Annotated in this window: 26 protein-coding genes; 7 read left to right on the top strand and 19 right to left on the bottom strand. The window is 71.9% G+C overall.

The window, feature by feature from the left end; genetic code table 11:
• Positions 1-52: 52 nt before the first annotated feature.
• Both ACZ592_RS07650 and ACZ592_RS07645 read right to left on the bottom strand, forming a co-directional pair.
• The gene (locus ACZ592_RS07650; RefSeq protein ID WP_471580570.1) at positions 53-643 is read right to left on the bottom strand and encodes a DNA-3-methyladenine glycosylase I; all 591 of its coding nucleotides are present in this window, start codon (positions 641-643) and stop codon (positions 53-55) included.
• A complete protein-coding gene (locus tag ACZ592_RS07645) occupies positions 640-1,020 on the bottom strand; it encodes a DivIVA domain-containing protein (RefSeq protein WP_471580569.1) in 381 nt (126 codons plus the stop codon). The genes ACZ592_RS07650 and ACZ592_RS07645 overlap by 4 nt, the downstream gene beginning before the upstream one ends.
• 125 nt (positions 1,021-1,145) lie before the next feature.
• Between ACZ592_RS07645 and folP the strand changes: the two genes are divergently transcribed.
• A complete protein-coding gene (folP, locus tag ACZ592_RS07640; protein WP_471580568.1) occupies positions 1,146-2,006 on the top strand; it encodes a dihydropteroate synthase in 861 nt (286 codons plus the stop codon).
• Positions 2,007-2,040: 34 nt separating this feature from the next.
• Here folP and ACZ592_RS07635 read toward each other — a convergent pair whose 3' ends face one another.
• Together ACZ592_RS07635 and dapE are read right to left on the bottom strand one after the other, a co-directional pair.
• Positions 2,041-2,817 (bottom strand): LOG family protein, encoded by a 777-nt coding sequence (locus ACZ592_RS07635; RefSeq protein ID WP_471580567.1) that lies wholly within the window; start codon positions 2,815-2,817, stop codon positions 2,041-2,043.
• Between the two features lie 104 nt (positions 2,818-2,921).
• A complete protein-coding gene (gene dapE / locus ACZ592_RS07630) occupies positions 2,922-4,001 on the bottom strand; it encodes a succinyl-diaminopimelate desuccinylase (protein ID WP_471580566.1) in 1,080 nt (359 codons plus the stop codon).
• 62 nt (positions 4,002-4,063) lie between these two features.
• Here dapE and ACZ592_RS07625 point away from each other — a divergent pair, with 62 nt between their 5' ends.
• The gene (locus tag ACZ592_RS07625) at positions 4,064-4,966 is read left to right on the top strand and encodes a heavy metal transporter (protein WP_471580565.1); all 903 of its coding nucleotides are present in this window, start codon (positions 4,064-4,066) and stop codon (positions 4,964-4,966) included.
• Between the two features lie 325 nt (positions 4,967-5,291).
• Complete coding sequence (locus tag ACZ592_RS07620) at positions 5,292-5,762, top strand: ATP-binding protein (RefSeq protein ID WP_471580564.1); 471 nt, start codon at positions 5,292-5,294, stop codon at positions 5,760-5,762.
• Between the two features lie 66 nt (positions 5,763-5,828).
• Here the strand turns inward: ACZ592_RS07620 and ACZ592_RS07615 are convergent, their stop codons facing one another.
• Both ACZ592_RS07615 and fdxA read right to left on the bottom strand, forming a co-directional pair.
• Complete coding sequence (locus tag ACZ592_RS07615) at positions 5,829-6,923, bottom strand: bifunctional succinyldiaminopimelate transaminase/glutamate-prephenate aminotransferase (RefSeq protein ID WP_471580563.1); 1,095 nt, start codon at positions 6,921-6,923, stop codon at positions 5,829-5,831.
• Positions 6,924-7,017: 94 nt separating this feature from the next.
• Entirely contained in the window at positions 7,018-7,338 is a 321-nt protein-coding gene (fdxA, locus tag ACZ592_RS07610) for a ferredoxin (RefSeq protein WP_030573070.1), read from the bottom strand.
• Between the two features lie 143 nt (positions 7,339-7,481).
• Between fdxA and ACZ592_RS07605 the strand changes: the two genes are divergently transcribed.
• The 3 genes from ACZ592_RS07605 (at position 7,482) to ACZ592_RS07595 (ending at position 10,367) form a co-directional block, all read left to right on the top strand.
• Positions 7,482-8,483 carry a GNAT family N-acetyltransferase gene (locus tag ACZ592_RS07605; protein ID WP_471580562.1) on the top strand — a complete coding sequence of 334 codons (1,002 nt, stop codon included), beginning with the start codon at positions 7,482-7,484 and terminating at the stop codon, positions 8,481-8,483.
• 130 nt (positions 8,484-8,613) lie between these two features.
• Entirely contained in the window at positions 8,614-9,444 is an 831-nt protein-coding gene (locus ACZ592_RS07600; RefSeq protein ID WP_471580561.1) for a transglutaminase family protein, read from the top strand.
• 68 nt (positions 9,445-9,512) lie between these two features.
• Positions 9,513-10,367 (top strand): transglutaminase-like domain-containing protein, encoded by an 855-nt coding sequence (locus ACZ592_RS07595; protein ID WP_471580560.1) that lies wholly within the window; start codon positions 9,513-9,515, stop codon positions 10,365-10,367.
• A gap of 20 nt (positions 10,368-10,387) precedes the next feature.
• Here the strand turns inward: ACZ592_RS07595 and ACZ592_RS07590 are convergent, their stop codons facing one another.
• The 8 genes from ACZ592_RS07590 to ACZ592_RS07555 form a co-directional block, all read right to left on the bottom strand.
• Positions 10,388-11,029 carry a response regulator gene (locus ACZ592_RS07590; RefSeq protein ID WP_471580559.1) on the bottom strand — a complete coding sequence of 214 codons (642 nt, stop codon included), beginning with the start codon at positions 11,027-11,029 and terminating at the stop codon, positions 10,388-10,390.
• Positions 11,022-12,182 carry a sensor histidine kinase gene (locus ACZ592_RS07585; protein WP_471580741.1) on the bottom strand — a complete coding sequence of 387 codons (1,161 nt, stop codon included), beginning with the start codon at positions 12,180-12,182 and terminating at the stop codon, positions 11,022-11,024. The genes ACZ592_RS07590 and ACZ592_RS07585 overlap by 8 nt, the downstream gene beginning before the upstream one ends.
• 62 nt (positions 12,183-12,244) lie before the next feature.
• Positions 12,245-12,985, bottom strand: coding sequence for an ABC transporter permease (locus ACZ592_RS07580; protein WP_471580558.1), 741 nt, complete (start codon positions 12,983-12,985; stop codon positions 12,245-12,247).
• 14 nt (positions 12,986-12,999) lie between these two features.
• Positions 13,000-13,986, bottom strand: a complete 987-nt coding sequence (locus ACZ592_RS07575; RefSeq protein WP_471580740.1) for an ABC transporter ATP-binding protein — start codon at positions 13,984-13,986, stop codon at positions 13,000-13,002.
• 177 nt (positions 13,987-14,163) lie between these two features.
• Entirely contained in the window at positions 14,164-16,293 is a 2,130-nt protein-coding gene (locus tag ACZ592_RS07570; RefSeq protein WP_471580557.1) for a hypothetical protein, read from the bottom strand.
• Positions 16,294-16,457: 164 nt separating this feature from the next.
• The gene (locus ACZ592_RS07565) at positions 16,458-16,826 is read right to left on the bottom strand and encodes a DUF6113 family protein (protein WP_471580739.1); all 369 of its coding nucleotides are present in this window, start codon (positions 16,824-16,826) and stop codon (positions 16,458-16,460) included.
• A 116-nt stretch (positions 16,827-16,942) separates the two neighbouring features.
• Positions 16,943-17,866, bottom strand: a complete 924-nt coding sequence (gene mshB, locus ACZ592_RS07560; protein WP_471580556.1) for an N-acetyl-1-D-myo-inositol-2-amino-2-deoxy-alpha-D-glucopyranoside deacetylase — start codon at positions 17,864-17,866, stop codon at positions 16,943-16,945.
• Between the two features lie 68 nt (positions 17,867-17,934).
• On the bottom strand, positions 17,935-18,129 hold the full coding sequence (locus ACZ592_RS07555; protein WP_055569071.1) for a hypothetical protein: 195 nt from the start codon (positions 18,127-18,129) through the stop codon (positions 17,935-17,937).
• Between the two features lie 147 nt (positions 18,130-18,276).
• On the opposite strand from ACZ592_RS07555, the gene ACZ592_RS07550 reads away from it, so the two are divergent.
• Positions 18,277-20,490, top strand: a complete 2,214-nt coding sequence (locus tag ACZ592_RS07550; RefSeq protein ID WP_471580555.1) for a S9 family peptidase — start codon at positions 18,277-18,279, stop codon at positions 20,488-20,490.
• Between the two features lie 161 nt (positions 20,491-20,651).
• Here ACZ592_RS07550 and ACZ592_RS07545 read toward each other — a convergent pair whose 3' ends face one another.
• The 5 genes from ACZ592_RS07545 to ACZ592_RS07525 form a co-directional block, all read right to left on the bottom strand.
• Positions 20,652-21,704, bottom strand: coding sequence for an ABC transporter ATP-binding protein (locus ACZ592_RS07545; protein WP_471580738.1), 1,053 nt, complete (start codon positions 21,702-21,704; stop codon positions 20,652-20,654).
• Positions 21,705-21,786: 82 nt separating this feature from the next.
• A complete protein-coding gene (locus ACZ592_RS07540) occupies positions 21,787-22,833 on the bottom strand; it encodes an ABC transporter ATP-binding protein (protein ID WP_471580554.1) in 1,047 nt (348 codons plus the stop codon).
• 6 nt (positions 22,834-22,839) lie between these two features.
• Positions 22,840-23,811, bottom strand: a complete 972-nt coding sequence (locus ACZ592_RS07535) for an ABC transporter permease (protein ID WP_471580553.1) — start codon at positions 23,809-23,811, stop codon at positions 22,840-22,842.
• Positions 23,804-24,727 carry an ABC transporter permease gene (locus tag ACZ592_RS07530; RefSeq protein ID WP_471580552.1) on the bottom strand — a complete coding sequence of 308 codons (924 nt, stop codon included), beginning with the start codon at positions 24,725-24,727 and terminating at the stop codon, positions 23,804-23,806. The genes ACZ592_RS07535 and ACZ592_RS07530 overlap by 8 nt, the downstream gene beginning before the upstream one ends.
• Before the next feature lie 70 nt (positions 24,728-24,797).
• The gene (locus ACZ592_RS07525) at positions 24,798-26,432 is read right to left on the bottom strand and encodes a peptide ABC transporter substrate-binding protein (RefSeq protein WP_471580551.1); all 1,635 of its coding nucleotides are present in this window, start codon (positions 26,430-26,432) and stop codon (positions 24,798-24,800) included.
• Positions 26,433-26,683: the final 251 nt, after the last annotated feature.

Genomic DNA, 26,683 nt, shown 5'->3' with positions numbered 1-26,683 from the left:
GGTACGCGGTCGCCGGGCAGGGCGGTACGCGGTCGCCGGAGGCCGTCGCGCGTCACGACGCCCCGCGGGCCACGCAGTCCGCGAGGTGGTCGTCGACGAGGCCGCAGGCCTGCATCAGGGCGGACGCCGTGGTGGGGCCGACGAAGCGGATGCCGCGCTTCTTGAGGGCCTTGGACAGGGCCGTGGACTCGTCGGTGATCGCGGGCACGTCGGCGAGCGTCCTCGGCGCCGCGCGGGTCACGGGGTCCGGCGCGAAGGACCAGATCAGGGAGTCCAGTTCGCCCTCGGGCCAGTCGGCGAGCACGCGCGCGTTGGCGAGGGTCGCGTCGACCTTGGCGCGGTTGCGGATGATCCCGGGGTCGGCGAGCAGCCGCTCGCGGTCCTCGTCGGTGAACTCGGCGACCGCGGAGATCTTGAAGTCGGCGAAGGCGGCACGGAACCCCTCGCGGCGGCGCAGGATCGTGATCCAGGACAGGCCGGACTGGAAGGCCTCCAGGCACAGACGCTCGTACAGCGCGTCGTCGCCGTGGACCGGGCGGCCCCACTCGTCGTCGTGGTAGGCCACGTAGTCCTCGGTGGACAGGCCCCAGGGGCAGCGCAGCCCGCCGTCCGGTCCCGGTACCGCGCCGCTCTCGGTGCTCACTGGTCGTCGCCCTTCTTGTCCTCGGCCGTGCGTGGTTCGTACCCCTCGAAGAGGGCGGGGCCCGCGACGGCGGTGGCCTGCGCGCCGGCCAGGGCCGCCTCCAGCTCGGCGATGCGGGCGTCCCGCTCGGCGAGCTCGGCGCCGAGGCGGCCGAGCACGTCGTCCACCTCGCCCATGTGGTAGCCGCGCAGCGTCATCGGGAAGCGGACCGCGTCGACGTCGGCGCGGCGCAGCGGCCGGTCCGGGGGCAGCGGGTCGGTGAGCCGCTCGGGCTCGACGTCGGGCAGGGCACCGCTCTCGCCGCCGCCGACGACGGCGAGGGTCACCGCGCCGACCACCACGAGGAGGGCGACGACCAGGAACAAGAACAAGACCATCTCTTCAGGCCCTCACGCTCGACTGCCCGTGCTCAAACTGTCAGGGTCCGATCGTGCCATGCGGCTCTGACAGTTAAGGTCACAGGCGGCCGGACGGCGACAACGACCCAGGAGGACCACAGGGGATGCTCAGGCTTGGCAGGCGCGAGTTCGACGCGCACGAGCCGGTGATCATGGCGATCGTCAACCGGACCCCGGACTCCTTCTACGACCAGGGCGCCACGTTCCGCGACGAGCCCGCGCTCGCGCGCGTGGAGCAGGCCGTGGCCGAGGGCGCGGCCGTCATCGACATCGGCGGGGTCAAGGCGGGCCCGGGCGAGGAGGTGACCGCCGAGGAGGAGGCGCGCCGCACGGTCGGCTTCGTCGCCGAGGTGCGCAGGCGCTTCCCCGACGTGGTGATCAGCGTCGACACCTGGCGGCACGACGTCGGCGAGGCGGTCTGCGAGGCCGGCGCCGACGTGCTCAACGACGCCTGGGGCGGTGTGGACCCGAAGCTCGCGGAGGTCGCCGCGCGGTACAAGGTGGGCCTGGTCTGCACGCACGCGGGCGGCGCCGAGCCCCGTACCCGGCCGCACCGCGTCACGTACGAGGACGTGATGGCCGACATCCTGCGCGTGACGGTCGGCCTGGCCGAGCGGGCGGTGGGACTCGGCGTCCCGCGCGAGTCGGTGATGATCGACCCGGGGCACGACTTCGGGAAGAACACCCGGCACAGTCTGGAGGCCACCCGCAGGCTCGGCGAGATGGTGGACACGGGCTGGTCGGTCCTGGTCTCCCTGTCCAACAAGGACTTCGTGGGCGAGACCCTCGACAAGCCGGTCAAGGAGCGCGTCCTCGGCACGCTCGCCACCACGGCGGTGTCGGCGTGGCTGGGCGCGCAGGTGTACCGCGTGCACGAGGTCGCGGAGACCAGGCAGGTCCTGGACATGGTGGCGACGATCGCGGGGCACCGGCCCCCGGCGGTCGCCCGCCGGGGACTGGCCTGAGCGGGCCGCACGGTCGGCCTGCCGCGCCGGGCTGCTACTTGCCGACTTCCTTCGTCACCAGGGTGATGGCCTCCTCCACGTCGTCCGTGACGTAGAAGAGGAGCAGGTCGGCCTCGGAGGCCTTGCCCTGGGCGATGACCGTGTTCTTCAGCCAGTCGACCAGGCCGCCCCAGTACTGCGACCCGAAGAGGACGATCGGGAAGCGCGTGACCTTGCGGGTCTGGACGAGCGTGAGCGCCTCGAAGAGCTCGTCGAGGGTGCCGAGGCCGCCGGGCAGGACCACGAAGCCCTGCGCGTACTTCACGAACATCGTCTTGCGGACGAAGAAGTAGCGGAAGTTCACGCCGATGTCGACGTAGGGGTTGAGGCCCTGCTCGAACGGCAGCTCGATGCCGAGGCCGACCGAGGTGCCCTTCGCCTCGACGGCACCCTGGTTGGCGGCCTGCATCGCGCCGGGTCCGCCGCCCGTGATCACGGCGAAGCCGGCCTCCACGAGCGCCTTGCCGATCTCGACGCCCGCCAGGTACTCCGGCGAGCCCTCGCCGGTGCGGGCCGAGCCGAAGACGCTGATCGCGGGCGGGAGTTCGGCCAGGGTGCCGAAGCCCTCGATGAACTCGGACTGGATGCGCAGGACTCTCCAGGGGTCCGTGTGCACCCACTCGGAAGGCCCGTCGGAGTCGAGGAGACGCTGATCGGTGGTTCCGGGCTGCACCTTGTCCCGCCGGCGCAGCACCGGGCCGAGCCGCTGCTCCTCGGGACGCTTCCTGGCAGCGCGGTCATCACCGTCGGTGCTGTGGTCGGGGTGGCTCATCGTCTGCTCCCTCCATGCGTACGTGGCTCACAGCGTAGGTCTACGCGGGTTACCGGCGAGGGACGTCGGGATGTCCGGCGCCGGGAGCCTCCTCCACGCGCGTCCTACGACGTCAGCCAGGCGCGCAGCTTCTCCTCGGCCACGGGGATCAGCGACGCCTTCACCCGCTCGTCGATCTTGTGGGCGAGCAGCGGGTCGCCCGGGCTGTAGTTGACCGCGGGCACGCCGAGCGCGTTGAAGCGGGAGACGTCCGTCCAGCCGAACTTGGGGCGCGCCTCGCCGCCGACGGCCGCCATGAACGCGGCGGCGGCCGGGTGCGTGAGGCCGGGGCGGGCCGCTCCCGTGTGATCGTCGACGATGAACTCGTCGACTCCGCAGTCCGCGAAGTAGTCGCGCACGAAGGCGAGGGCCTCCTCCTCGGTGCGGTCCGGGGCGTAGCGGAAGTTGACGGTGACGGTGCACGCGTCGGGGATGACGTTGGTGGCGACGCCGCCCTCGATGCGGACGGCGTTGAGGCCCTCGTGGAACTCCAGGCCCTCCACGACGGGCTTGCGGGGCTCGTACGCGGCGAGCCTCCGCAGGATCGGGGTGGCCGCGTGGATGGCGTTGGAGCCCATCCACGCGCGCGCGGAGTGCGCCCGCACGCCCTTGGTCCGCAGGAGCACCCGCAGGGTGCCCTGGCAGCCGCCCTCGACCTGGCCGTCGGTCGGTTCGAGGAGGACGGCGAAGTCGCCCGCGAGCCAGTCGGGGTGGGCCTCGGCGACGTGCCCGAGGCCGTTGAGGTGGGCGGCCACCTCCTCGTTGTCGTAGAAGACGAACGTGAGGTCGCGGTTGGGCTCGGGCACCGTCTGCGCGATGCGCAGCTGGACGGCGACGCCCGACTTCATGTCACAGGTGCCGCAGCCCCACAGGACACCGTCCTCGTCGAGCCGGGAGGGCACGTTGTCCGCGATCGGCACCGTGTCGATGTGCCCCGCGAGGATGACCCGCTCCGCGCGGCCGAGGTTCGTGCGGGCCACCACGTTGTTGCCGTGCCGGTCGACCGTGAGGTGCGGCAGGCCGCGCAGGGCCGTCTCGATGGCGTCGGCGAGCGCCTTCTCCTCGCCGCTCGGGGACGGGAAATCGACCAGCCGCGCGGTCAGCTCCGCGGCGTCGAGCGTGAGGTCAAGCGGTGTCTGAGGCATACGGACGACCCTAACGTCAGCGGCCGCACGGCCCGGTCGGCGGACTCCAGTACCTTGGACGCGTGCCAGAGCCCCCCACCCTCCCGCGGCGCGGCCGTCTCCTCCGTCTCGGGGCGGCGGCCGCGGTGCTGCTCGCGGTCGCGGGCTACGTGGCCGTGCAGTTCGTCTACGGGGGCAAGCCCGAGCCGCGGTGCACGGTCGTGTCGGGGAAGGCCGACGGCGCCTCGTACACCTTCACGGCCGAACAGGCGGCGAACGCCGCGACGGTCGCCGCCGCGGGCACCGCGCGGGGCATGCCGGAGCGCGCGGTGACCATCGCCCTGGCGACCGCGCTGCAGGAGTCCGGGCTGCGCAACATCACGCACGGCGACCGGGATTCGCTCGGCCTCTTCCAGCAGCGCCCCTCGCAGGGCTGGGGCGACGAGCGGCAGATCATGGACCCGGCGTACTCGGCGGCCCGCTTCTACGAACACCTGGCCGAGGTCCCGGGCTACTCGCGGCTGCCCCTGACCGTCGCCGCGCAGCGCGTGCAGCGCAGCGGTTATCCGCAGGCCTACGCCAAGCACGAGCCGGACGCCGTGCTGCTGGCCGCCGCACTCACCGGCCGCGCGCCCGCCACCTTCAGCTGTGAGGGCCGCCCCGGCACGGATCCCGGCGGCCCCGCGCGGGTGCGGGCCGCCCTCGCCCGGGACTTCGGCCGCGACCTGCGCCCCGAGGCCGCCCGGGGGCACACGGTGACGGTCCGCGTGCCCGCCCCGCTCGCCGACGAACGGCTGCCGCAGCGCGGCTGGGAGCTGGCGCACTGGGCCGTGGCGCACTCCTCCGCGCTGCACATCGAGCGGGTGTCCTACGGCGGCCGGGAGTGGCGCGCCGAACGTTCGGGTACGTGGCGCAAGGTGCCCTCGCACGGGGCCGCGGGTCCTGGCGGGACCGCGGACCGGGTCCGAATTGTCGCTGGGCAGTAGTACGGCGCGTCACCCGTCCGTGCTACGCCGGGCGCGGCGGCGCGGCACACCGTCCGGCTTTCCCGCGCCGCCGCCCCGAAATCCTCAAATCCCTTGAGAACAAAGGGGATTAAGGATTCAGCAGCGAATCGACGGGCGAGCCGTTTGCCCGTTTTTATCCGCAGCTGATAATGCGACGCATTGCCAACTCTTTACGTTGGCTCACCGCAACCTTCGCGGGCTTCGAGCGGTAGTCACTGCGTCCGATCACCGGAAGCCGTCCGGTGCGGAGCCGGAGCGGATCCGGCCGGACACCCCAACGTTCTTCCCCGTCTGAAGGAGCATCATGTCCCTCCCCCTGACCCGCCGGATCGCCCGTGCCGCGCTGCTCAGCGCAGCGGGTGCAGCTTCCGTGGTCGGTGCGGCCGGCTCCGCGAGCGCCGCTGACCTGCCGGCCGCCCCCGACCTGGGCGGCGTCAGCGCCCTGGACGGCGCGGGCCTCGGCAACACCGTCGACGACGCGGCTCAGAACGTCACCAACCTCGCAGGCAACACCGGCAGCAAGGCCGTGAAGAAGGCCGTCCCGACCGCGGGCAAGGCCGTCGGCCGCGCCGGCAAGACCGCCACCCCCGCCGCGCAGCGCGCCGCCGGTGACGTCGCGGGCAGCGCGGGCCAGGTGCTCGGCGAGACCGCGAGCTCGGCCACCGAGAAGGGCCTGCCCACCGACGCGGTGGGCGACGGCCTGCCCACCGACGCGCTGACCAAGGGCGGCCTGCCCACCGACCAGCTGTCGGGCACGGGCCTGCCGCTCGGCTGAGCAACCCCGTACGCACCACGAAGGGCCCGGAGCCGCTGGCTCCGGGCCCTTCGTGGTGCGCGTGCCTCAGGCCAGCCGCTCGACCGCCGCCGCGACGCGCTCGTCCGTCGCGGTCAGCGCCACGCGTACGAAGTTCTCGCCCGCCGGGCCGTAGAAGTCGCCGGGTGCCACCAGGATGCCGAGGTCCGCGAGGTGGCCGACGGTGCCCCAGCAGGACTCGTCGCGGGTCGCCCACAGGTACAGGCTCGCCTCGCTGTGCTCGATCCGGAAGCCGTGCTTCACCAGGGCGTCGCGCAGGGCGGCGCGCCGGGCCAGGTACCGCTCACGCTGCTCGGCCACGTGCTGGTCGTCGCCGAGCGCCGCCACGACGGCCGCCTGGGTGGGCGCGGAGGTCATCATGCCGCCGTGCTTGCGGATCTGCAGCAGGTCGCCGAGGACGGCCGCGTCACCGGCGAGGAACGCCGCGCGGTAGCCCGCCAGGTTGGACCGCTTGGAGAGCGAGTGGACGGCGACGATCCCCTCGTACGAGCCGCCGCACACGTCCGGGTGCAGCACGGAGACCGGCTCGGCCTCCCAGCCGAGCTCCAGGTAGCACTCGTCGCTGACCAGGAGCACGCCGTGCTCGCGCGCCCAGGCGACGGTGCGGGTGAGCTCCTCGCGGGTGAGGACCCGGCCGGTCGGGTTCGAGGGCGAGTTGAGCCAGAGGAGCTTGAGACCGGTGGGGTCGAGGTCCGTGGGCTCGTCGTAGGCGACGTACTCGGCGCGGGCCAGGCGTGCGCCCACCTCGTACGTCGGGTAGGCCAGGCGCGGGTAGGCGACCACGTCGCCCGGGCCGAGGCCCAGCTGCGTCGGGAGCCAGGCCACCAGCTCCTTGGAGCCGACGATCGGCAGGACGTTGCGGTGCGCGATGTCCCGGGCGCCCAGGCGCCGTTCGCACCAGCCGGTGATCGCGTCGCGCAGCTCGGGCGTGCCCCACACCGTCGGATAGCCCGGCGAGTCCGCGGCGCCGGTCAGGGCTTTCTGGATCAGCTCGGGCACCGGGTCCACGGGGGTGCCCACCGACAGGTCGACGATGCCGCCGGGGTGGGCGGCCGCCGTGGCCTTGTACGGCTCGAGCTTGTCCCAGGGAAAGGTGGGAAGCCGGTCGGAGACTGCGGACACGTGTTGACTCCCGTGCTGGTGCTGGTCGTGACAAATGCCGCGGTCCCGTGCGGCAGGAACGCCGTACGGGACCGGGGCAACGCTCGGGCTGCCGCTACTGGTTCTGCGGCGGCAGGGCGGCGATGAAGGCGTGGTCACGCTCGATCAGACCGAGCTTGCTCGCGCCACCGGGCGAACCGAGCTCGTCGAAGAACTCGACGTTCGCCTTGTAGTAGTCCTTCCACTCCTCAGGAGTGTCGTCCTCGTAGAAGATCGCCTCGACCGGGCAGACCGGTTCGCAGGCTCCACAGTCGACGCATTCGTCCGGGTGGATGTACAAGGACCGGGAGCCCTCGTAAATGCAGTCGACCGGGCACTCCTCGATGCACGCCTTGTCCTTGACGTCGACACAAGGCTGCGCGATGACGTAGGTCACGCTGTCGTTCCTCCTCGATACGGGCGTTGGCGGGCCGTCTTCAGGCTCCGCTCGCCTGGCGCGCGGGAGCGCGGCGTCGTCGATGCCCGCCCCTAGTATCTCCGTTCCTGGGCATGATCCGAACAGGAGGGGCTGGCAGAGCTGTGGAATTCACCTCGGGCGGACGACTTGAGGTCCGTATCACCCCTTCTGACGTGGGCAAACGAGTCTCGGTCCGCCGCTTGAGCGAGGCTGTGGCGCCCGTGGAGAAGTTCACCGACACGGTGGGTGTTCTCACATCGTGGAACGACGGTGTGGTGCTCATCACACGACGTGACGGCGAGAGCGTCCGGATTCCGGAGCGGACCCTGGTCGCGGGGAAGGTCGTGCCGGCCGCACCGGCCCGCAGGCGGGGCCCCGCCGCCTCCTACCAGGAGCTGGCCAGGGTCTCCGCGCGGGCCTGGCGGCCGGTGGAGAGCGAACGGCTCGGCGAGTGGGAGTTGCGGGCGGCCGGCGGGTTTACCCGGCGGGCCAACTCCGTGCTGCCGCTGGGCGACCCGGGGCGCCCCCTCGACGAGGCGCTTTCGTCCGTGCGCGCCTGGTACGACGCCCGCGGGCTGCCCCCGTACGTCCAGACCGCGACCGGCGCCGCGGGCACCCAGGAACTGCTCTGCGCCGAGCTCGAGGAGCGCGGCTGGGAGCGCGAGGTGAGCGCGGAGATCCACGTGGGCGCGCTGGCGCCGGTCGGGGACCTGGACGCGGACGTGGCGCGCGTGGAGCTGTCCCGGTCCTTCGACGCGTCATGGCTGCGGCGCTACGCCCGGTTCGGAATTCCCGGACCGCATGTGCTCGAGGTGCTGGCGAGCGGGCCCTCGGTATGGTTCGCTTCCGTGCCCGGGAGCGGTGCCGCCCCGGCCGCGATCGGGCGGTGCGTGGTGGACGGGCGCTGGGCGGGATTCATGGCGGTCGAGGTGGATCCGGAGTACCGGCGCCAGGGGCTCGCCACCGCGGTGATGACCGCGCTGTCCCGGCAGGCCCTGTCCGAGGGCGCCTCGGCGGCCTGGCTGCAGGTCGAGGACGACAACGACGGCGCGCGGGCGCTGTACGGCGGGATGGGTTTCGCCGCGCACCACGCCTACCACCACTACCGGTACGGCCCTGCCTGAACGGGAGCGGCAGGGCCCCCGGCGAGCACGGCGGCGCGGCGGCGCGGCAGTACGGCGGAGAACGGCACGGCACGGCAGAGCAGAGCACGGCACGGAGACAGCGCCCGGCGAGGGCAGACACGAGGCACGTATGCACGCGGAGTCCGGCGAATGGCGACGGCGGTTCGCCGAAGAGGCACGGTCGGAGCAGCCCGCTCTCGCGCCGCTGTGCCTGCTGATCGGCACCGAGGCGGACCCCGCCCTGGACGAGGCGGGGCTGGACGCCGCCGAGATCGAACTCGACCGGCTCGCGGGGCTGCTGCCCTTCCGTCCCGGCGGGCCGCGCGCGTGGGCCTCCGCGCTGGCCGAACTCCTCGGTGAACAGTGCGGGTTCGAGGGGCAGCCGGGCGACTACCAGCGTCTGGACTCATCCCTCCTGCACCAGGTCCTGCGCCGCCGCAGGGGCCTGCCCATCCTGCTCTCCGTCGTCTGGATGGAGGTGGCACGACGGGCGGGAGCGCCCGTCTACGGCGTCGCCCTGCCCGGCCACTTCGTCGTCGGCTTCGGCCCCCGCGACGACCAGGTCCTCGCCGACCCCTTCGACGGCGGACGGCTGCTCACCGGGTCCGACGCGGAGCTCCTGGTCGCCGGGACGGCGGGCACGGGCATACCACCGTCGATGCTGACCCCCGCCGACCCGCTGAACATAGTGCAGCGCATTCTCAACAACATCCGCGCCTGGGCCGCCGCCCGGCCAGAACGCTCCGAAGTAGCTCTGTGGGCCCTGGAGTTGTCGCTCCTGCTGCCCGCGCATCCGGCCCGACTGCGGTACGAGCGGGCCCAACTCCTCGTCCAGCGCGGGGACTTTCTGGGCGGCGCGGCGGAACTCGACGCGTACGCCGATGTGGTGACGACGGTGGAGCCGACCACGGCGGACCGGGTGCGCCAGCAGGCACGGGCCGCGCGCGCGATGCTGAACTGACCCCGCCCCGTCGGCACGGACCCGGACGAAGGGACGTATCGATCGGCGCGAGGGGGCACCACGGACGTATGCACCCCCCTCCCCCCGGAACCACGAAGTGGCGACGGCTGTTCGCGGCCGAGGCGGACTCCGCGCGGCCCGACCTGGCGCTGCTGTGCCTGCTGATCGGCACCGAGGCGGACCCCGCCCTGGACGAGGCGGGCCTGGACGCCGCCCGGCGCCTGCTGGACCGGCTCGCGGAACGGGCCGCGGCCGGCCACCGGTCCCGCCGGACGCGAGGACCGCACGCCTGGGCCACCGCGCTGACCGAACTCCTCGGTGGACACTGTGAGTTCAAGGGCAGGCCGGGCGACTACCAGCGCCTGGACTCATCCCTCCTGCACCAGGTCCTGCGCCGCCGCAGGGGCCTGCCCATCCTGCTCTCCGTCGTCTGGATGGAAGTGGCACGACGGGCGGGAGCGCCCGTCTACGGCGTCGCCCTGCCCGGCCACTTCGTCGTCGGCTTCGGCCCCCGCGACGACCAGGTCCTCGCCGACCCCTTCACCGGCGGACGGCTGCTCACCCGCACGGACGTGGAACTCCTCGTCACCGCGGCCACCGGGGCCCCGCCCGTCCCGTCGATGCTGAGCCCCGCGGGACCGCTGGACATCGTGGGACGCGTCCTGAACAACATCCGCGCCTGGGCCGCACCCCGCCCCGAGCGCGCCGACGTCTCCCTCTGGGCGCTCGACCTCTCCCTGCTCCTGCCCTCACCGCCTGCCCGGCTTCGCTACGAGCGAGCCCAACTCCTCGTACAGAAGGGGGAGTTCCTGACGGGCGCACGGGAGCTGGACAGCTACGCCGAAGGGGTCGCCGCCCTGGACCCCACGACGGCCGACCGGGTACGGCGGCAGGCGCTGGGGGCGCGGGCGATGCTGAACTGACGCGCGGGCGCGTCGGCGCCTCAGAGCCAGCCCTTGTCCCTGGCCGCCCTGACGGCCTCGGCGCGGTTGCGCACGGCGAGCTTCTGGATCGCCGTGGAGAGGTAGTTGCGGACCGTGCCCTGGGAGAGGTGCAGGACCGTGGCGAGCTCGGCGTTGGTGGCGCCGTCGGCCGCCGCGCGCAGCACCTCTCGCTCGCGGTCCGTCAGCGGGTTGGCGCCGCCCGCGAGGGCCGCGGCGGCCAGCGTGGGGTCGATGACCCGCTGCCCCGCGAGCACCTTGCGCACCGCCTCCGCGAGCTGGGCGGCGGGCGCGTCCTTGACCAGGAACGCGTCGGCGCCGGCCTCCATGGCACTGCGCAGATAGCCGGGGCGGCCGAAGGTGGTGAGCACGACCAGCTTCAACGCCGGGAACTCCGCGTGCACTTCGGCAGCCGCCTCGATGCCCGTCATGCCGGGCATCTCGATGTCGAGCAGCGCCACGTCGACGTCGTGCCCGCGCACGGCCGCCAGCACCTCGTCACCGCGCGCCACCTGGGCGACGACCTCGATGTCCGGTTCGAGACCGAGCAGCGCGGCGAGGGCCTCCCGGACCATGGACTGGTCCTCGGCGAGGAGGACGCGGATGGTGCCGTCTGTGCCGTTCCCGCTGTTCACGCTAGCCATGGGGGGATCCTACGGCCGCGCCGGCGAGCGGCACGCGGACGACCAGACGGAAGCCGCCACGAGCCCCCGGACCGGTCTCCAGGACGCCGTCGACAGCCTCCACGCGTTCGGCGAGGCCGGTGAGGCCGTTGCCCGCCGCGGTGCCCGCGGGACCCGATCCGTCGTCCTCCACGCAGAGCTCGACGAGCGGCCCCGCGAGGGTCTGCCGTGCGGTGAACGTCACCGTGCAGCGTCGGGCGCCGCTGTGCCGTACGACGTTGGTCACGGCCTCCCGCAGCGCCCACGCCAGCGCCGCCTCGCCCTCCTCGCCCGGGAGTTCGGCGGGTGCTTCGAGCGGCAGCCCGGCGTCGACGCCCGCGGCCGTCAGTGCGGTGCGCGCCCCCGCGAGTTCGCCCGCGAGGGTGCGCCGCCGGTAGCCGGAGACCGCCTCGCGGACGTCCACCAGGGCCTGGCGGCTGACCTGTTCGATGTCGGCGACCTGCTGGGCGGCCTTGTCGGGGTGGTCGGGGAGCATCCGCCCGGCGAGCTCGCTCTTCAGCGTGATCAGGGAGAGCGAGTGGCCGAGCAGGTCGTGCAGGTCCCTGGCGAGTCGCAGCCGCTCCTCGTTGGCGGCCAGTTGGGCGACGGTGGCGCGGGCCTGGCGCAGCTGGATCGTCGTACGGATCAACTGCCGTACGCCGGACATCGCGAAGCCCACCAGGAGCGTGATCACCCCGAGGTTGGTGATCAGGTCACCGAGGCCGTCGTCGCGCAGGCCGACCACGATCATCAGCAGGGTGACCCCGGGGATGACCCAGAGTGCGTACCGCATCGGCAGGACGGCACCGGCGGAGACCGACACGTACACGAAGAGCCCGAGCCAGGGGTCGCCGAGGCTGAAGGCGAGGAGCACGGCGAGGGCCAGCAGGAGGCCGAAGGACGCGATGACGGCGCGCCATCGGAGGATCTTGGTGGTGTAGCGGAAGACGAGGGTCAGGTAGCAGCCCACGAAGACGGCGAGGCCGAGCGAGCCGAGCGCCGTGGCGAGGGCCGTGTGCCGGCCCTCGGTCAGGTCCTCGATCGGGGCGCTCAGGAAGATCAGCCAGACCCCGATCCAGCCCGCCTTCGCCAGGAACTGGCGGCGGCCCTGGGGCGGGCGCCCGAACGTCTGCACGGGATGGAGCCCGTTGTCCTCGGCGCCGTCGTGGTCCCTGGTGCCCTTGGCGTCTGTCGCGCTCACGACTTCAGTGTGTCCTTCCGGTACAGCCATGCCGCGCCGCCCGCGAAGAGGAGGAAGTAGGCGACCAGGAGCGTGATGTCCTTCGCGTGCGGTGCTTCGCCCAGTTCGATGGCCTGCCCGAGGGCAGCGTACGCGTGCGTGGGCAGCCAGGACGCGGTCTCCCGCAGCCAGTGCGGGAACGTCGTCACCGGCATCCACAGGCCGCCGAGGATGGAGAGCCCGAAGTAGATGATCATCGTGATCGGGCGCACCGCGTCGCCGGACGCGAGATAGCCGATGGCGACGCCCAGGGCGGCGAAGCAGAGGCTGCCCGCCCAGATCGCGCCGGTCAGCGCCAGCCACTGCCAGGCCTCGAAGCGGATGCCCTTGAAGACGCCCGCGACCGCGAACACCACGACGATGGACGGCAGGCTCACCACGGCCGCGCTCGCCGTCTTGGCGAGGACGTAGCCGCGTCCGGGCAGCGAGGTCAGGCGCAGTTGGCGCACCCAGCCGCTCTCGCGCTCCTTGGCGATGCGCTCGCTGTTGCCCATGAGGACGGCGGTCAGGGCGCCGAAGGACGCCATCGAGACCATCATGAACGCGGGGACGGAAAGGCCCGTGCCGGGGATCTTGTCGGCACCGTCCTGGCTGCCCGCGATGATCACGAAGAGCACCGAGGGGTAGATGACGGAGAAGAAGAGGAACTTGCGGTTGCGCAGGGCGCGGGTGATCTCGAGCTTGATGAGGCTGTTCATGCCGTTCACGCCTTTCATGCGGTCCTGGCCTCTTCGGCCTCGGTGATCGCCACGAACGCCTGCTCCAGGCCGAGCCCGGCGACTTCGAGGTTGCGGGGGTAGAGGCCGAGCCCGTACAGGGCGTGCACGGTGGCGTCGGCGTCCGTGGACTGGAGGCGGACCGTGTGGCCCGAGACGTCCAGCGTGGTGAGGAAGGGCAGCGCGCGCAGCCGTCCGACGAGCGCCGGGTCGATGCCGCCGTCGGCGCCGCCCGCGGCGACCCTTTCGGCGTCGCCTTCCGCGTACAGGTCGAAGGCGACCTTGCGGGCGCCCGCCTTCGCCTTGATCTCGGCCGCGGTGCCGTCGGCGAGGAGGCGGCCCCGGTGCAGGACCAGGACGCGGTCGGCGATCGCGTCGGCCTCCTCCAGGTAGTGCGTGGCGAAGAGGACCGCGCGGCCCTGCTCCGCCTGCTCGCGCATGGTGGCCCAGAACGCCTGGCGGGCGGTGACGTCCATGCCGGTGGTCGGCTCGTCGAGGACGATGAGGTCGTTGGCGCCTGCCGTGGCGAGCGCGAAGCGCACCCGCTGCTCCTGGCCGCCGGAGAGCTTGTCGACCTTGCGGTCGGCGATCTGGGCGACGCCCGCCCGGGCGAGCACGTCGTGCACGGGGTGCGGCCTCGGGTGCAGGTCGCAGGCGAGCCGCACGAGCTCGCGCACGGTGACCTCGCCCATCAGGCCGCCGCTCTGCAGCATGGCGCCGACCCGGCCCGCGGTGATCGCCTCGCGCGGCTGGGCCCCGAAGACGCGCACCGTGCCGCTGTCCGGCCGCCGCAGGCCGAGGAGCAGGTCCAGGGTGGATGACTTGCCCGCGCCGTTGGGGCCAAGGAGGGCCACCGTCTCGCCGGGGCGCAGGTCGAGGGTCAGGGCGTCGACGGCGCGTACGTCGCCGTAGCTCTTGGTCACCCGCTCGAAGCTCACCGCACTGGCGGCAGGCGGTGCTGTGGTCGTCTTCATGCCGTACATCGTCACAAAAGCGCAGGTGGCAGCGGCAGTGTCGGATGTGGTGACTCCCGCATGACAGATGTCATGCCGAAGGCCGGCAGGATCACCTGCCGGCCTTCGGGAACGCAGGAGAACCTACGGACCTGCGGACTCGCGGACCTACGGGCTACGGGCCTACGGACCGCGCGGGTACGGGCCTCAGCTCGCGTTCGTCTCGATGACGCCGACGCGCTCCGCGGGCGTCTTGCCGAGCAGCGCCTTGCCCATCGCCTGGGCCACGTCGGTCGCCTGGACCGGCGTCTTGGAGCCGTTGCCGCGCTGGATCAGCACGCCGTCGAAGACGTTGCCGTACAGCTTCTTGAGCTCCGTGAGGTTGTAGTGCACCTGGAGGGTGCCGTCCTTGAGCGCCTTCGTCTGAAGGATCTTGGGCAGCGACTTCGCCGGGCCGAAGGGGATCGACTGGGCGCCCGCCTTGATCGTGACGTTCGCGGACATGGCCGGCTTGGCGAACCGGGTCATGAACTTGTCGACCTCGGCCTTGGCGATCTGCGGCTTGCGCGTGGTGACCGGCACCTGGACCGTGCCCGCGCTGCCCGTCTGCACCTGCTTCTTGTACGCCTCGGCGACGGACGTGGTCGACGCCTCGGGGTCGATGCCCTTGCCGACCTTGCCGTAGACGGGGACGGCCTTGCCGGGCACGAACTCGACCGTGCCCTCCTTGGCCGTGCCCGAGCCGCCCGCGGCGCGCTCCAGGGCGGCCGCCAGCTTCTCCTCGTCGACCGGCATGACGGGCTCCACGACGCGCTGGTTGCCGAAGAGCGAACCGACCACCGAGACGGGGTTGTAGTCGCTGCCCGCGGCCGCGCGGACGGTGGCCTGGCTGTCCAGGGTCAGGCCCGCCTGGTCCGGCTTGAGCGTGACCGGCTCGCCGTCCACCGACAGCTTCAGGTTCTTGGTGACGCGCGCGCCGAGGGCGTCGTCCAGCTTCTGGACGGCCTCGTCGCGGGTGCCGCCGCCGATGTCGACGCCGAGCACGGTGGTGCCCTTGGGGACGTCCGCGTGGTTCATCAACAGGCCCGCGCCGTACGCCCCGCAGCCCACGACGACCACGGCGACCGCGAGGAGGACCAGCTTGTTGCGGCCCTTCTTCTTCTTGGGCGCGGGGGCGGCGGGGGGCACGTCCGAGCGCACCGGCTCGGGCAGCTTCGGCGGGGTGTGCGGCACCGGGCCATCAGCCTGCGGCCCGGGCGGGAACGGGGAGTTGTCCTGCGCCGAAGGCACCACGGGGATGCCGCTGGTGAGGGTCTCGCCGGAGACGTGGGAACCGGGCGCGGGGGCGCCGGGGACCTGTCCCGCCGGGGGCCGGGGGCCGCCGCCGGGCGGCGCGAGGGGCCCGGACTTCTGGGGCGTGAGGATCGCGGTGTCGTCGCTCATCACACCGGAACGGGGCGGGCGCGTGCCGGAGTTGGCGGGGGCACCCGGGGCACTCGGGCCGCCGGGGGCACCCGGGACGCCAGGAGCGCCGGGTACGCCCGCGCCGCCCGGAGCCGCGGGCGGCGCCAGCGGGCTGTCGCCGGTGACCGGACCGCCGGTCGGGCCCGTGGGGGTCCGGGAATCCCCGGAGCCGCCCGTGCCCGCGGAGAAGTACGGCAGGTCGCCGCGCTGCGCGTCGCCGCCCTGCGGAGCGCCCGCGCCGAGGGGGCCCGCCGCCACGGCGCCCGACACGTCGAAGGAACCCGTACCGGAACCGTTCGGCCCCGAGCCGCCCGGACCGCCCCGGCCGGCCGGACCGGCCGGTCCGCCCGCTCCGTCCGTCCCGGACGCGCCCGCCCCGGCGCCGCCCTCACCACGGGAGGGCTTGCGCGGCGCGAACCAGTCGCTGGTCTTCTCCTCGGCCGCGGGAGCACCCGAGGGGCCGTCACCGGGGGCGCCGGGACCGGCGGAAGCGGAACCGGGTCCTGCCGGCGCGCCCGTGCCCGTCACGCGGCTCGTCTCGCCCGCTCCGGGAGCGGGCGGCTCGGCACTGTCGCGGCGGCCCGCGCCGTCGAGCGGCGAGGAGTCCCCGCGCGGGCCGTCGTCACCGACGGGCGTGCGCATGACGACCGGCGGGATGGGCCGCGAACCGGGGATGTTGATCCGGATGCGCGTGGTCAGCGTGGTCTGGGTCTCGGGCTCGTCCGGCCGCTCGTCGGCGGCCTGCCGCCGCGCTCCGTCCGCGCCGTCGTCGGCGCCCTGGGCCGGGGAGCCGTACGGCGGCGTCCCCGAGGGGTATGCGGCTCCACCGCGCCCCTGGGGCCCGGAGGACGAACTGTCAGTTTCACGACTCAAGGCAGGTTCTCCTGGTTGACTCCGCCGCCCGTCTCGACCTCGTCCGGGGTCCCCCCGGCCGGAGGTTGGGGAGGCTCGGCGGCCGCACCACCATACTGGCCGCCGTCGGCACTCATCCTGTGACCGGCGTCAAACCCGTGCGGGACACGGGCCGAAGTGGTACGTCACTTGCCAAGTCGGGCGGCGGGAGCGCCCGGTTGCGGTCCCTGTCCGAGGGTGGCGCACATCACAGCCACGGCCATTCCGCCGAGGAGGAAGCCGTACGAGCCGAGACCCGCGCCGAAGAGGAAGTCCCCCTCGGGTCTGGTGGCGGTGAGCAGCATGACCGCGACCAGCCAGCCCGCGGCGGGCGCGACGGCCCCCGCCCGGGTGCCGCTCGCGCGCGAGCCGCCGTAGAAGAGCCCGGCGGCGCCGACGAGTCCGAGCAGCAACCCGGCGGGGAAGAAGCCGCCTTGGACGAGCGCTCCGGCGACGCCGACGACGGCGCCGAGCACGAAGAGCCCGGCGTAGGCGGCAAGTCGCCCCGCCCGCAGGGGCTGCGCGAGGAAGCTGCCCGCCGGGGCGGCGCTCGCACCGGTCCCCGGCGTGGCGGTGGCCGGGGTCTTGGGGCCGCCGGAGCCGCCCCCGGACGACGCACGGGATCGCGTACTCACAGTGCGGTCACCTCAGCCACATCCGTCACCCTTTCGAGTCCCGCGAAGAGATCTGTCTCACGGGAGTCTCCCTCCGCCGACGCTTCTCCCCGCACCAGCTCGTAGTACTCCACGTCGAAAATGGGCTGTGCGAGCAGGTTGGAGAGGACGAAGAGCGGCCCGCTCACGGTGACCTGGGTGGCGTGCGCGCCCATGGCCGCCGCCTTGGCCCCCTTGAACGCGCTGCCGTCGATCTCGGTCGTGACCCGGTCGTCGTCCGTGACGCCCGGCACGTCCGCGACGACGGCCGCCGCGGCGAACGGGGAGTGCCCGAGCGCCCCCGCCAGCCACCGGAAGCGCTCCTCGACCACGGAGCGCGGGGCGCGGTTCCAGTAGATCTTGTCGATGGTGTGGGGGTCGCCGAGGTCGGCGCGGAAGGCCGGCTCGGACGCGAGCTCGGCGGCGCGCATGGCGACGCGGTGCGCCTGGATGTGGTCGGGGTGGCCGTAGCCGCCCTCGGGGTCGTAGGTCACGAGGACCTGCGGGCGCACCTCACGGATCACCTCGACGAGGTACGCGGCCGCCTCGTCCAGGTCGGCCGACCAGAACGCGCCGGGGCGGTGGTTCTGCTCGGTGCCCATCATCCCGGAGTCGCGGTAGCGCCCGGCGCCGCCGAGGAAGCGGTGGTCGGCGACCCCCAGCTCCTTCATGGCGGCGGCGAGCTCCCCGATGCGCTGGGCGCCCAGGGAGTCCTCGCGGTCGGCGGCGAGGTGGGCGAGCTCGGGCGGGATGACCTCGCCCTCCTCGCCCAGCGTGCAGGTGACCAACGTGACCCGGGCGCCCTCGGCCGCGTACTTGGCCATGGTCGCGCCGTTGTTGATCGACTCGTCGTCGGGGTGCGCGTGCACGAGCAGCAGGCGCCGGGCGGGCAGTTCCGTCATGGCACCACCCTACGAGCACGGCGGGTCCCGCCAGGAACACGGAACACGCCGGGCGCCTCGCGGCCGGGTCAGAACTTGATGTCGCCGATCATCCCCGCGACGTTCGTCGTCAACTCGTTGATGGTCGGCGCGACGGACGAGCTCGCGAGGTAGAAGCCGAGCAGCGTGCACACGACCGCGTGCCCCGCTTTCAGCCCTGACTTCTTGACCAACAGGAAGACGATGATCGCCAGCAGCACCACCGCCGAAATCGAGAGTGCCACGGCGGTCACCTCCAAGTCGTTGCCGTAACCCAGTGCGGACGCCAGCAGGTTCATACCCACCAAGCGCTACGGATCATAACTATCCGTGTGGACGCATGAGTCGGAGCACAGCAGCACAGGGGGGCGCATGCCGCCTAGGCTCGGGGGATGACCACCGAGAACCCCGGAAATCCCAGGCCCGACGAGAGTCCGGCGCAGCGGCTCTCCTTCCCTCGTCAGCACGCCCGCACCCAGCGTTTCACCCTCGGGGCGCCGCGCGCGTTCACGGTGGCGCCGGACGGGGAGCGCGTCGCGTTCCTCCGCTCGTCCTCGAGCACCGATCGAGCGGGCGCGCTCTGGGTCCTGGACGTGTCGGACGGCGGCACCGAGCGTGTGGCGGCCGATCCGGGCGTGCTTCTGGGGGGCGCGTCCGAGCGTTTGTCCGCCGAGGAGCGTGCGCGGCGCGAGCGCAGCCGGGAGGGCGGCGCGGGCATCGTGGGCTACGCGACGGACGCGGCGGTCGAACTGGCGGCGTTCGCGCTGTCGGGCCGCCTCTTCACGACGGAGCTGCGCACGGGCGCGTCGCGCGAACTGCCCGCGCCGGGACCGGTGATCGACCCGCGCCCCTCGCCGGACGGCCGGCACATCGCGTACGTCGCCCGGGGCGCGCTGCGCGTGACGGGGGCCGACGGCGAGGACGACCGGGCGCTCGCGGAGCCGGAGCAGGGCCGGGAGACGGGTCAGGAGGCGGGCAGGGAGGCAGGTCGGGAGGCGACCGTCACCTACGGCCTGGCGGAATTCATCGCGGCCGAGGAGATGGCCCGTTCACGGGGCTTCTGGTGGTCTCCCGAGTCGGACCGGCTGCTCGTGGCCCGGGTGGACGACGCCCCGGTGCGGCGGTGGTGGATCGCGGACCCCGCGCACCCCGACCGCGCGCCCCGGCAGGTCGCGTACCCGGCGGCGGGCACGCCCAACGCGGACGTGCGCCTCTTCGTGCTCGGCCTGGACGGGTCGCGCACCGAGGTGGTCTGGGACCGCGTGCGGTTCCCCTACCTCGCGCGGGTGCACTGGTCGTCCGACGGCGCGCCGCTGCTGCTCGTGCAGTCCCGCGACCAGAACGGCCAGCTGTACCTCGCGGTGGACCCGGACGACGGATCCACCCGGATGGTGCACGCGGAGGAGGATCCGGACTGGCTCGAACTGTTCCCCGGTGTCCCGTGCTGGTCGCCGAGCGGCAAGATGGTGCGGATCGTGGACGAGGCCGGGGCGCGCGTCCTGGCCTGGGGCGAACGGCCCTTGACCGGGCCGCAGTTGCATGTGCGCGCGGTCCTGGACGTCACCGAGGAAGATGTCCTGATCTCGGCGTCGGCGGGCCGGGCCGCGGCCGCCCCGGAGACCGGCGAGATCCATGTGTACCGCGTCAACGAACTGGGCGTGGAGCGCGTCTCGCAGGAGCCGGGAGTGCACTCGGCGGTCCGCGCGGGCGGCCTCACCGTCCTGGTGTCGGCCACCCTGGACCGTCCCGGTGCTTCGGTGCGGGTGCTGCGCGGGGGCAAGCAGGTGGCGACCGTCGCCTCACACGCCCGGCGCCCGGGGCTCACTCCGCGCGTGACGCTGACCGAAGGGGGCACGCGGAAGATTCCGTGCGCCGTCCTGCTCCCCACGGATTACAAGGAGACGGATGGGCCCCTTCCGGTGCTCCTCGATCCGTACGGCGGTCCGCACGGCCAGCGCGTCCAGCGTGCGCACAACATCTTCCTGACCTCGCAGTGGTTCGCGGACCAGGGTTTCGCGGTGCTCGTCGCGGACGGCCGCGGCACCCCCGGCCACTCCCCCGGCTGGGAGAAGTCGGTCAAGAACGACCTCACCCTGACGCTGGAGGACCAGGTCGACGCGCTGCACGCGCTCGCCGACCGCTTCCCCTTCGACCTGGACCGGGTGGCGATCCGCGGCTGGTCCTTCGGCGGCTACCTGGCCGGCATGGCCGCGCTGCGCCGCCCCGACGTGTTCCACGCGGCGGTGGTCGGCGCGCCGGTGACGGACCTGCGGCTCTACGACACCCACTACCAGGAGCGGTACCTGGGCGACCCGGACAAGGCCGCGGAGACGTACCGGCACAACTCCCTGATCTGGGACGACGGCATCGTGGATGCGGCCGGACCGCACCGCCCGATGCTGATCGTGCACGGCCTGGCCGACGACAACGTGGTGGTGGCGCACTCGCTGCGGCTGTCCTCCGCGCTGCTCTCCGCGGGCCGCCCGCACGAGGTCCTGCCGCTCTCCGGCGTCACGCACATGACCCCGCAGGAGCAGGTCGCGGAGAACCTCCTGCTGCTGCAGGTGGACTTCCTGAAGCGGTCGCTGGGCCTGCCCCGCCCGTAGCACCGGGCCCGCGGGACCCGTGGACGCGGCGACCGGCCGGGGTGACATGGCGTAACCCCGGCCGGTCCACGGCACCCGCACGGCCGTACGTCGTACAGCGTGCCGCGCGCGCGTATCGGGACCGCGACGGCGCCATTACCCGCGCGTTAAGCCGCCGGGGCCTACGGCACGACCTGCTTCTCCTCGGCGAAGTGGCAGGCCGAGTCGTGCGCGGCGGGGCTGTCCTCGTGCCGGAACTCGGCCGGTACGGCGAGCGCGGGGACCTCCAGCGCGCACCGCTCCTGGGCCTTCCAGCAGCGGGTGCGGAAGCGGCAGCCCGAGGGCGGGTTGGCGGGCGAGGGCACGTCCCCGGAGAGGATGATCCGCTCCCGGTGCTCGCGCGCCTCGGGGTCGGGGACGGGCACGGCGGAGAGCAGTGCCTGGGTGTAGGGGTGCGTCGGGTGTTCGTAGATCTGTTCGTCGGAGCCGATCTCGACGATCCGCCCGAGGTACATCACGCCGACCCGGTCGGAGATGTGCCGCACGATCGACAGGTCGTGCGCGATGAAGACGTAGCTGAGGTCGAACTCGTTCTGCAGCTTCTCCAGGAGGTTGATGACCTGGGCCTGGACGGAGACGTCGAGCGCGGAGACCGGTTCGTCCGCCACGATGATCTCGGGGCGCAGGGCGAGGCCGCGCGCGATGCCGATGCGCTGGCGCTGGCCGCCCGAGAACTGGTGCGGGTAGCGGTTGATGTACTCCGGGTTCAGGCCCACCACGTCCAGGAGTTCCTGGACCTTCTGGCGGCGCGAGCCCTTGGGAGCCACCTCGGGGTGGATCTCGTACGGCTCCCCGATGATGTCCCCGACGGTCATCCGGGGGTTCAGGGACGTGTAGGGGTCCTGGAACACCATCTGGATGTTGCGGCGCACCGCCTTCAGGGCGCGGCCGGAGAGCCGGGTGATGTCCTCGCCCTTGTAGCGGATCTCGCCGGCGGTCGGCCGCTCCAGGTTGACCAGCATCTTGGCGACCGTGGACTTGCCGCAGCCGGACTCCCCCACGATGCCGAGCGTCTCGCCCTGCGCCAGCGCGAAGTCGACGCCGTCCACCGCCTTGACCGCGCCGACCTGCTTGCGGATGACGATGCCCTGGGTGAGCGGGTAGTGCTTGACCAGACCGCGGACCTCGAGGATCGGCTCGCGCCCGGACTCCGAGCCGTGCGCGGCGAAGTCCATCTCGCCCCGCGCCTTGTCCATCAGCTGGCGCGCGGTGGCGCCCTCCTCCTCGAGGTGCCTCTTGCTGACGTGCGCGCCGCCCTCACCGGGTCGCATCGATCGTCTCCTTCCAGAAGTGGCAGGCACTCCTGCGGTCGGCGGTCAGTCCCTCGTACGTCACCCGCGCGAGCGGCGGCTCGTCGGTGCGGCAGATGTCCTGGGCCATGGGGCAGCGGGGGTTGAAGGCGCAGCCGGGCGGGATGTTCATGAGGTTCGGCGGCAGGCCCTTGATCGCGTAGAGGTCCTGGCCCTTCTGGTCCAGGCGCGGGATCGACTCGAGGAGGCCGCGGGTGTACGGGTGCGCGGGTGCCCGGTAGATCTCGTGGACGGGGGCGCGCTCGACGATGCGGCCCGCGTACATGACGGCGATGGTGTCGGCGACGTCCGCGACGACGCCGAGGTCGTGCGTGATGAGGATCAGGCCCATGTTCATCTCGCGCTGGAGCTCCGCGAGCAGGTCCATGACCTGGGCCTGGACCGTCACGTCGAGGGCGGTGGTCGGCTCGTCCGCGATGATCAGCGAGGGTTCGAGCGCCATCGCCATGGCGATCATGATGCGCTGGCGCATGCCGCCGCTGAACTGGTGCGGGTACTGCCCGACGCGTTCCTTGGCGGCCGGGATGCGCACCCGGTCCATCAGCTCGACGGCCTTGGCCTTCGCGTCCTTCCTCGACATCCCCTTGTGCACGACGTACATCTCGCCGAGCTGTTCGCCGACGCTGAGCACCGGGTTCAGGGAGGACAGCGCGTCCTGGAAGATCATCGCCATGTCCGCGCCGCGGATCTTGCGCCGCTCCTCCTCCTTGACCTTGAGGAGGTCCTGGCCGCGGAAGAGGATCTCGCCCGAGGTGATCCTGCCGGGCGGCATGTCGAGGATGCCCATGACGGCCTGGGCGGTCACGGACTTGCCGGACCCCGACTCGCCGAGGACGGCCAGGGTCTCGCCCGCGTCGACGCTGTAGTCGACGCCGTTGACGGCCTTGGCGACCCCGTCCCGGGTCCGGAACTCCACGTGCAGGTCGCGCACTTCGAGCAGCTTGGACGTGTGCGGCGCACCGGCCGCGGACGCCTCGGATGCCACGGTTGCCATGGGCGCCTACCTCAGCTTCGGGTCGAGGGCGTCGCGCACCGCGTCGCCGAGCATGATGAACGCGAGCACCGTGATCGCCAGCGCGCCGGCCGGCCAGAGCAGCATGTGCGGGGCGTTGCGGATGTACTGGGAGGCGGCCGAGATGTCGATGCCCCAGCTGACGGTCGGCGGCTTCAGGCCGACGCCGAGGTAGGAGAGCGTGGCCTCCAGGGCGATGTACGTGCCGAGCGCGATGGTCGCCACGACGATCACCGGGGCGACGGCGTTGGGGGTGATGTGGCGCAGCAGCATCCGTGAGTTGGAGGCGCCGAGGGCCCGAGCCGCCTGGACGTAGTCGTTCTGTTTGGCGGTGATGACGGAGCCGCGCGCGATGCGGGAGATCTGCGGCCAGCCGAGCAGCACCATGAAGCCGACCACCGGCCAGACCGTGGAGCTGGTGACCACCGAAAGGAGCACCAGACCGCCGAGGACGACGGGGATGGCGAAGAAGATGTCGGTGATGCGGGAGAGGATCGCGTCCCACGCCCCGCCGAAGAACCCGGCGAGCCCGCCGAGCACGCTGCCGATGAGCGCGACGCCGAGGGTGGCGCAGACGCCGACGGTGACCGAGACCCGGGTGCCGTACACGACGCGGGTGTAGACGTCGCAGCCCTGCTCGTTGAAGCCGAAGGGGTGGCCGGGCGCCGAACCCTTCTGGGCGTTGGCGAGGTCGCAGTCCAGCGGGTTGCCGGAGGCGATGAGCGAGGGCCAGACGGAGATGACGACGAGGAAGAGGATGATCAGGCCCGACACGATGAAGATCGGGTTGCGTCGCAGGTCGCGCCAGGCGTCGGACCACAGGCTGCGCGCCGGGGCCGTGGGGCCGCCGCCGTCGGGCCCGCCGGGGGCCAGGGACGTCGCCTCGCTCGTGGCCAGGTCCATCGCGCCGCCCGCGCCGGTCGCGGCGATGGCGCCCTGCGGCTCCTTGGGTTCAGGCATAGCGGATCCTCGGGTCGAGTACGGCGTACAGGAGGTCGACGATCAGGTTGGCCACCAGGAAGACCAGCACGAGGACGGTCACGAAGCCGACGACGGTCTGGGTGCTCTGGCGGAGGATCCCCTGGTAGAGCTGGAAGCCGACGCCGTGGATGTTGAAGATCCGCTCGGTGACGATCGCACCGCCCATCAGCGCGCCCACATCGGTGCCGATGAAGGTGACCACGGGGATCAGTGAGTTGCGCAGCAGATGCCGGGTGATGACGCGGCGCCGGGGCAGGCCCTTGGCGACGGCGGTGCGGACGTAGTCGGCGCGCCGGTTCTCCGCGATGGAGGTGCGGGTCAGGCGGGTCACGTACGCGAGGGAGACCGAGGCGAGCACGAGCCCCGGGATCAGCAGTTCGTTGAACGGCGCCTCGCTCGACACGGAGGGTTTGATGACCCCCCACTGGACGCCGAGCAGCAGCTGCAGCACGAGGCCGGTGACGAAGGTGGGGATGGAGATCACGACGAGCGTGAGCAGCAGCACCACGGTGTCGACGGGGCGCCCGCGCCGCAGGCCCGTCAGGACGCCCAGCGAGATGCCGATGACGATCTCGAAGACGATGGCGACGAGGGTCAGGCGGATGGTGACGGGGAAGGCGGCCGACATCAGCTCGGTGACCTTCTGGCCGTTGAAGGCGGTGCCGAAGTCGCCGGTGAAGACGTTGCCCATGTACGTCAGGTATTGCTGCCACACCGGCTTGTCGAGGCCGAACTCCTTCTTCAGCTGCATGGCCGTGGCGGGGTCGCACTTGCGGTCGCCGCAGAGGCCCGCGACGGGGTCGCCCATCACGTTCACCATCAGGAAGATCAGCAGGGTGGCGCCGAAGAAGACCGGGATCATCTGCAGCAGACGCCGGATCACATAACGTCCCATGGGGGGCTCCGGAAATCGGGGGAGCGGCCGCCGGTGCCCTCACGGGGGTCCGGCGACCGCTCCCGGCGTCTCAGTTGACCTTGATCTCGTTGTAGACCGGCACGCTGAACTGGTTCAGCGAGACGTCGGAGACCTTGTCCGAGTAGCCGGCGCTGCCGTTCTGGTACCAGAGCGGGATGGCGGGCATGTCCTTGGCGAGGATCTTCTCGGCGTCCTGGAACTTGGTGATCGCCTTGGTGGTGTCCGTCTCCGCGTTGGCCTCGTTGACGAGCTTGTCGAACTCCTTGTCGGTGTACTTGCCGTCGTTGGACGGGGCGTCCGTGAAGTAGACCGGCTCCAGGAAGTTCTGGATCAGCGGGTAGTCCATCTGCCAGCCCGCGCGCCAGGCGCCGTCCAGCTCCTGCTTGGAGGCCTTGCTGCGGAAGTCCGCGAAGGTGCCGACGGGGCTCGCGACACAGGCCTTGTCGTTGCCGAGGGCCTTGTTGATGGAGTTGCAGACGGCGTCCACCCACTCCTTGTGGGAGCCGGTGTCCGCGTTGTACGTGACCTTCAGGGTGCCGCCGGGGATGCCGCCGCCGTCCTTGACCAGCTGCTTGGCCTTCGCGGCGTCGTACGTGCAGGCGTCGCCGCACAGCCCCTTCTTGAAGCCGCCCTTGTCGCCGAGGACCGGCGAGGTCCAGTCGGACGCGGGCGTCCTGGTCTTCTGGAAGATGGTGTCGGTGATCTGCTCGCGGTTGATCGCCATGGACAGGCCCTGGCGGACCTTCTCCAGGCCCGGCTTGTTCCACTTGCTGTCGTAGAAGGGGAAGGCCAGGGTCTGGATGATGCCGGCGGGGGTGTTGATGTAGCGGTCGCCGAGGTCGCTCTTGGCGTTCTTGAGCTGCGAGGCCGGGACGTCGTCGACGAGGTCGAGGTTGCCCGCCATCAGGTCGGTGTAGGCCGTGTTGTTGTCGGTGTAGACCTTCATGTCCACACCGCCGTTGGCGGCCTTGTCGTCACCGGGGTAGGCGTCCCACTTGCGCAGGGACATCTTCGAGCCCTTGGTGTACGAGTCCACGGTGTACGGACCGTTGCCGACGGGCTTGGAGAGCCACTTCTGGTGGTCGTCGTGGAACGCCTTGGGCAGCGGCGCGAAGGCCGGGTAGCCGAGGGTGTCGGGCCAGGTGGAGAACTTCTGGCTGAGCTTGACGGTGAAGGTCCTGTCGTCGACGACCTTCAGCCCGGAGAGGGTCTGGGCGCTCGGGTCGCCCTTCTCCGGGTGGACCTTGTCGTACCCCTCGATGTAGCCGAAGAAGTAGGCGTTCTTCTGGTTGTTCTTGAGGTTCGCGCCGTAGTTCCAGGCGTCCACGAAGGACTTGGCGGTGATCTTCTCGCCGTTGCTGAACTTCCAGTTGTCCTTGATCTTGACCGTGAAGTTCTGCGCGTCGTCGCTGTCGATCGACTCGGCGATCATGTCCTTGGCCTCGCCGGTCTTCGGGTCGTACCGCTTCAGACCCCGGAAGACCATGTCGAGGATCTTGCCGCCCTGGACCTCGTTGGTGTTCGCCGGTTCGAGCGGGTTCTGGGGGTCGCCCCAGGAGGAGCTCACGATGCCGGAGCCGTCGCCACCACCGCCGCCGCTCCCCCCGCCGCCGCCACAGGCCGTCGCCGCGAGGGCGACCGTCACCGCGCATGCGGCCCACTTGGCGTGCGTGGCTCCACGCATGGAGTCCTCCTGTCCTGGTGCTTTCCGTCGCTGATCCGGCCACCCGCGAGGGGTGAAGTGAGTCACTTACCGCCAAATATCGCCTCAAGAGGTATGAAGCGCACATTTACCCCACCCGTATGAGTCCGAGCCCATCCGGATGTACGCATTCCGAGACATCCACGCCCGCATATCGGACTCATTGCCCGGCTCGCCCGAGATCGCCCGATCTTGTCCATCACGCATGATTACGCCAAGGCAATGTCATGACC

This window comes from Streptomyces sp. NPDC040622 (assembly GCF_055593965.1).
This window is presented reverse-complemented; position numbering and strand designations above follow the sequence as displayed.

What these genes read in the sequence shown, in the direction of transcription:
- ACZ592_RS07580 (WP_471580558.1), bottom strand. Translation starts at nt 12,985, where the DNA reads ATGAACAGCCTCATCAAGCTCGAGATCACCCGCGCCCTGCGCAACCGC.
- ACZ592_RS07600 (WP_471580561.1), top strand. Translation starts at nt 8,614, where the DNA reads ATGCACGCGGAGTCCGGCGAATGGCGACGGCGGTTCGCCGAAGAGGCA.
- ACZ592_RS07540 (WP_471580554.1), bottom strand. Translation starts at nt 22,833, where the DNA reads ATGGCAACCGTGGCATCCGAGGCGTCCGCGGCCGGTGCGCCGCACACG.
- ACZ592_RS07575 (WP_471580740.1), bottom strand. Translation starts at nt 13,986, where the DNA reads ATGTACGGCATGAAGACGACCACAGCACCGCCTGCCGCCAGTGCGGTG.
- ACZ592_RS07635 (WP_471580567.1), bottom strand. Translation starts at nt 2,817, where the DNA reads ATGAGCCACCCCGACCACAGCACCGACGGTGATGACCGCGCTGCCAGG.
- ACZ592_RS07530 (WP_471580552.1), bottom strand. Translation starts at nt 24,727, where the DNA reads ATGGGACGTTATGTGATCCGGCGTCTGCTGCAGATGATCCCGGTCTTC.
- ACZ592_RS07590 (WP_471580559.1), bottom strand. Translation starts at nt 11,029, where the DNA reads ATGGCTAGCGTGAACAGCGGGAACGGCACAGACGGCACCATCCGCGTC.
- ACZ592_RS07620 (WP_471580564.1), top strand. Translation starts at nt 5,292, where the DNA reads ATGTCCCTCCCCCTGACCCGCCGGATCGCCCGTGCCGCGCTGCTCAGC.
- folP (WP_471580568.1), top strand. Translation starts at nt 1,146, where the DNA reads ATGCTCAGGCTTGGCAGGCGCGAGTTCGACGCGCACGAGCCGGTGATC.
- ACZ592_RS07595 (WP_471580560.1), top strand. Translation starts at nt 9,513, where the DNA reads ATGCACCCCCCTCCCCCCGGAACCACGAAGTGGCGACGGCTGTTCGCG.
- dapE (WP_471580566.1), bottom strand. Translation starts at nt 4,001, where the DNA reads ATGCCTCAGACACCGCTTGACCTCACGCTCGACGCCGCGGAGCTGACC.
- ACZ592_RS07545 (WP_471580738.1), bottom strand. Translation starts at nt 21,704, where the DNA reads ATGGACTTCGCCGCGCACGGCTCGGAGTCCGGGCGCGAGCCGATCCTC.
- mshB (WP_471580556.1), bottom strand. Translation starts at nt 17,866, where the DNA reads ATGACGGAACTGCCCGCCCGGCGCCTGCTGCTCGTGCACGCGCACCCC.
- ACZ592_RS07550 (WP_471580555.1), top strand. Translation starts at nt 18,277, where the DNA reads ATGACCACCGAGAACCCCGGAAATCCCAGGCCCGACGAGAGTCCGGCG.
- ACZ592_RS07645 (WP_471580569.1), bottom strand. Translation starts at nt 1,020, where the DNA reads ATGGTCTTGTTCTTGTTCCTGGTCGTCGCCCTCCTCGTGGTGGTCGGC.
- ACZ592_RS07535 (WP_471580553.1), bottom strand. Translation starts at nt 23,811, where the DNA reads ATGCCTGAACCCAAGGAGCCGCAGGGCGCCATCGCCGCGACCGGCGCG.
- ACZ592_RS07525 (WP_471580551.1), bottom strand. Translation starts at nt 26,432, where the DNA reads ATGCGTGGAGCCACGCACGCCAAGTGGGCCGCATGCGCGGTGACGGTC.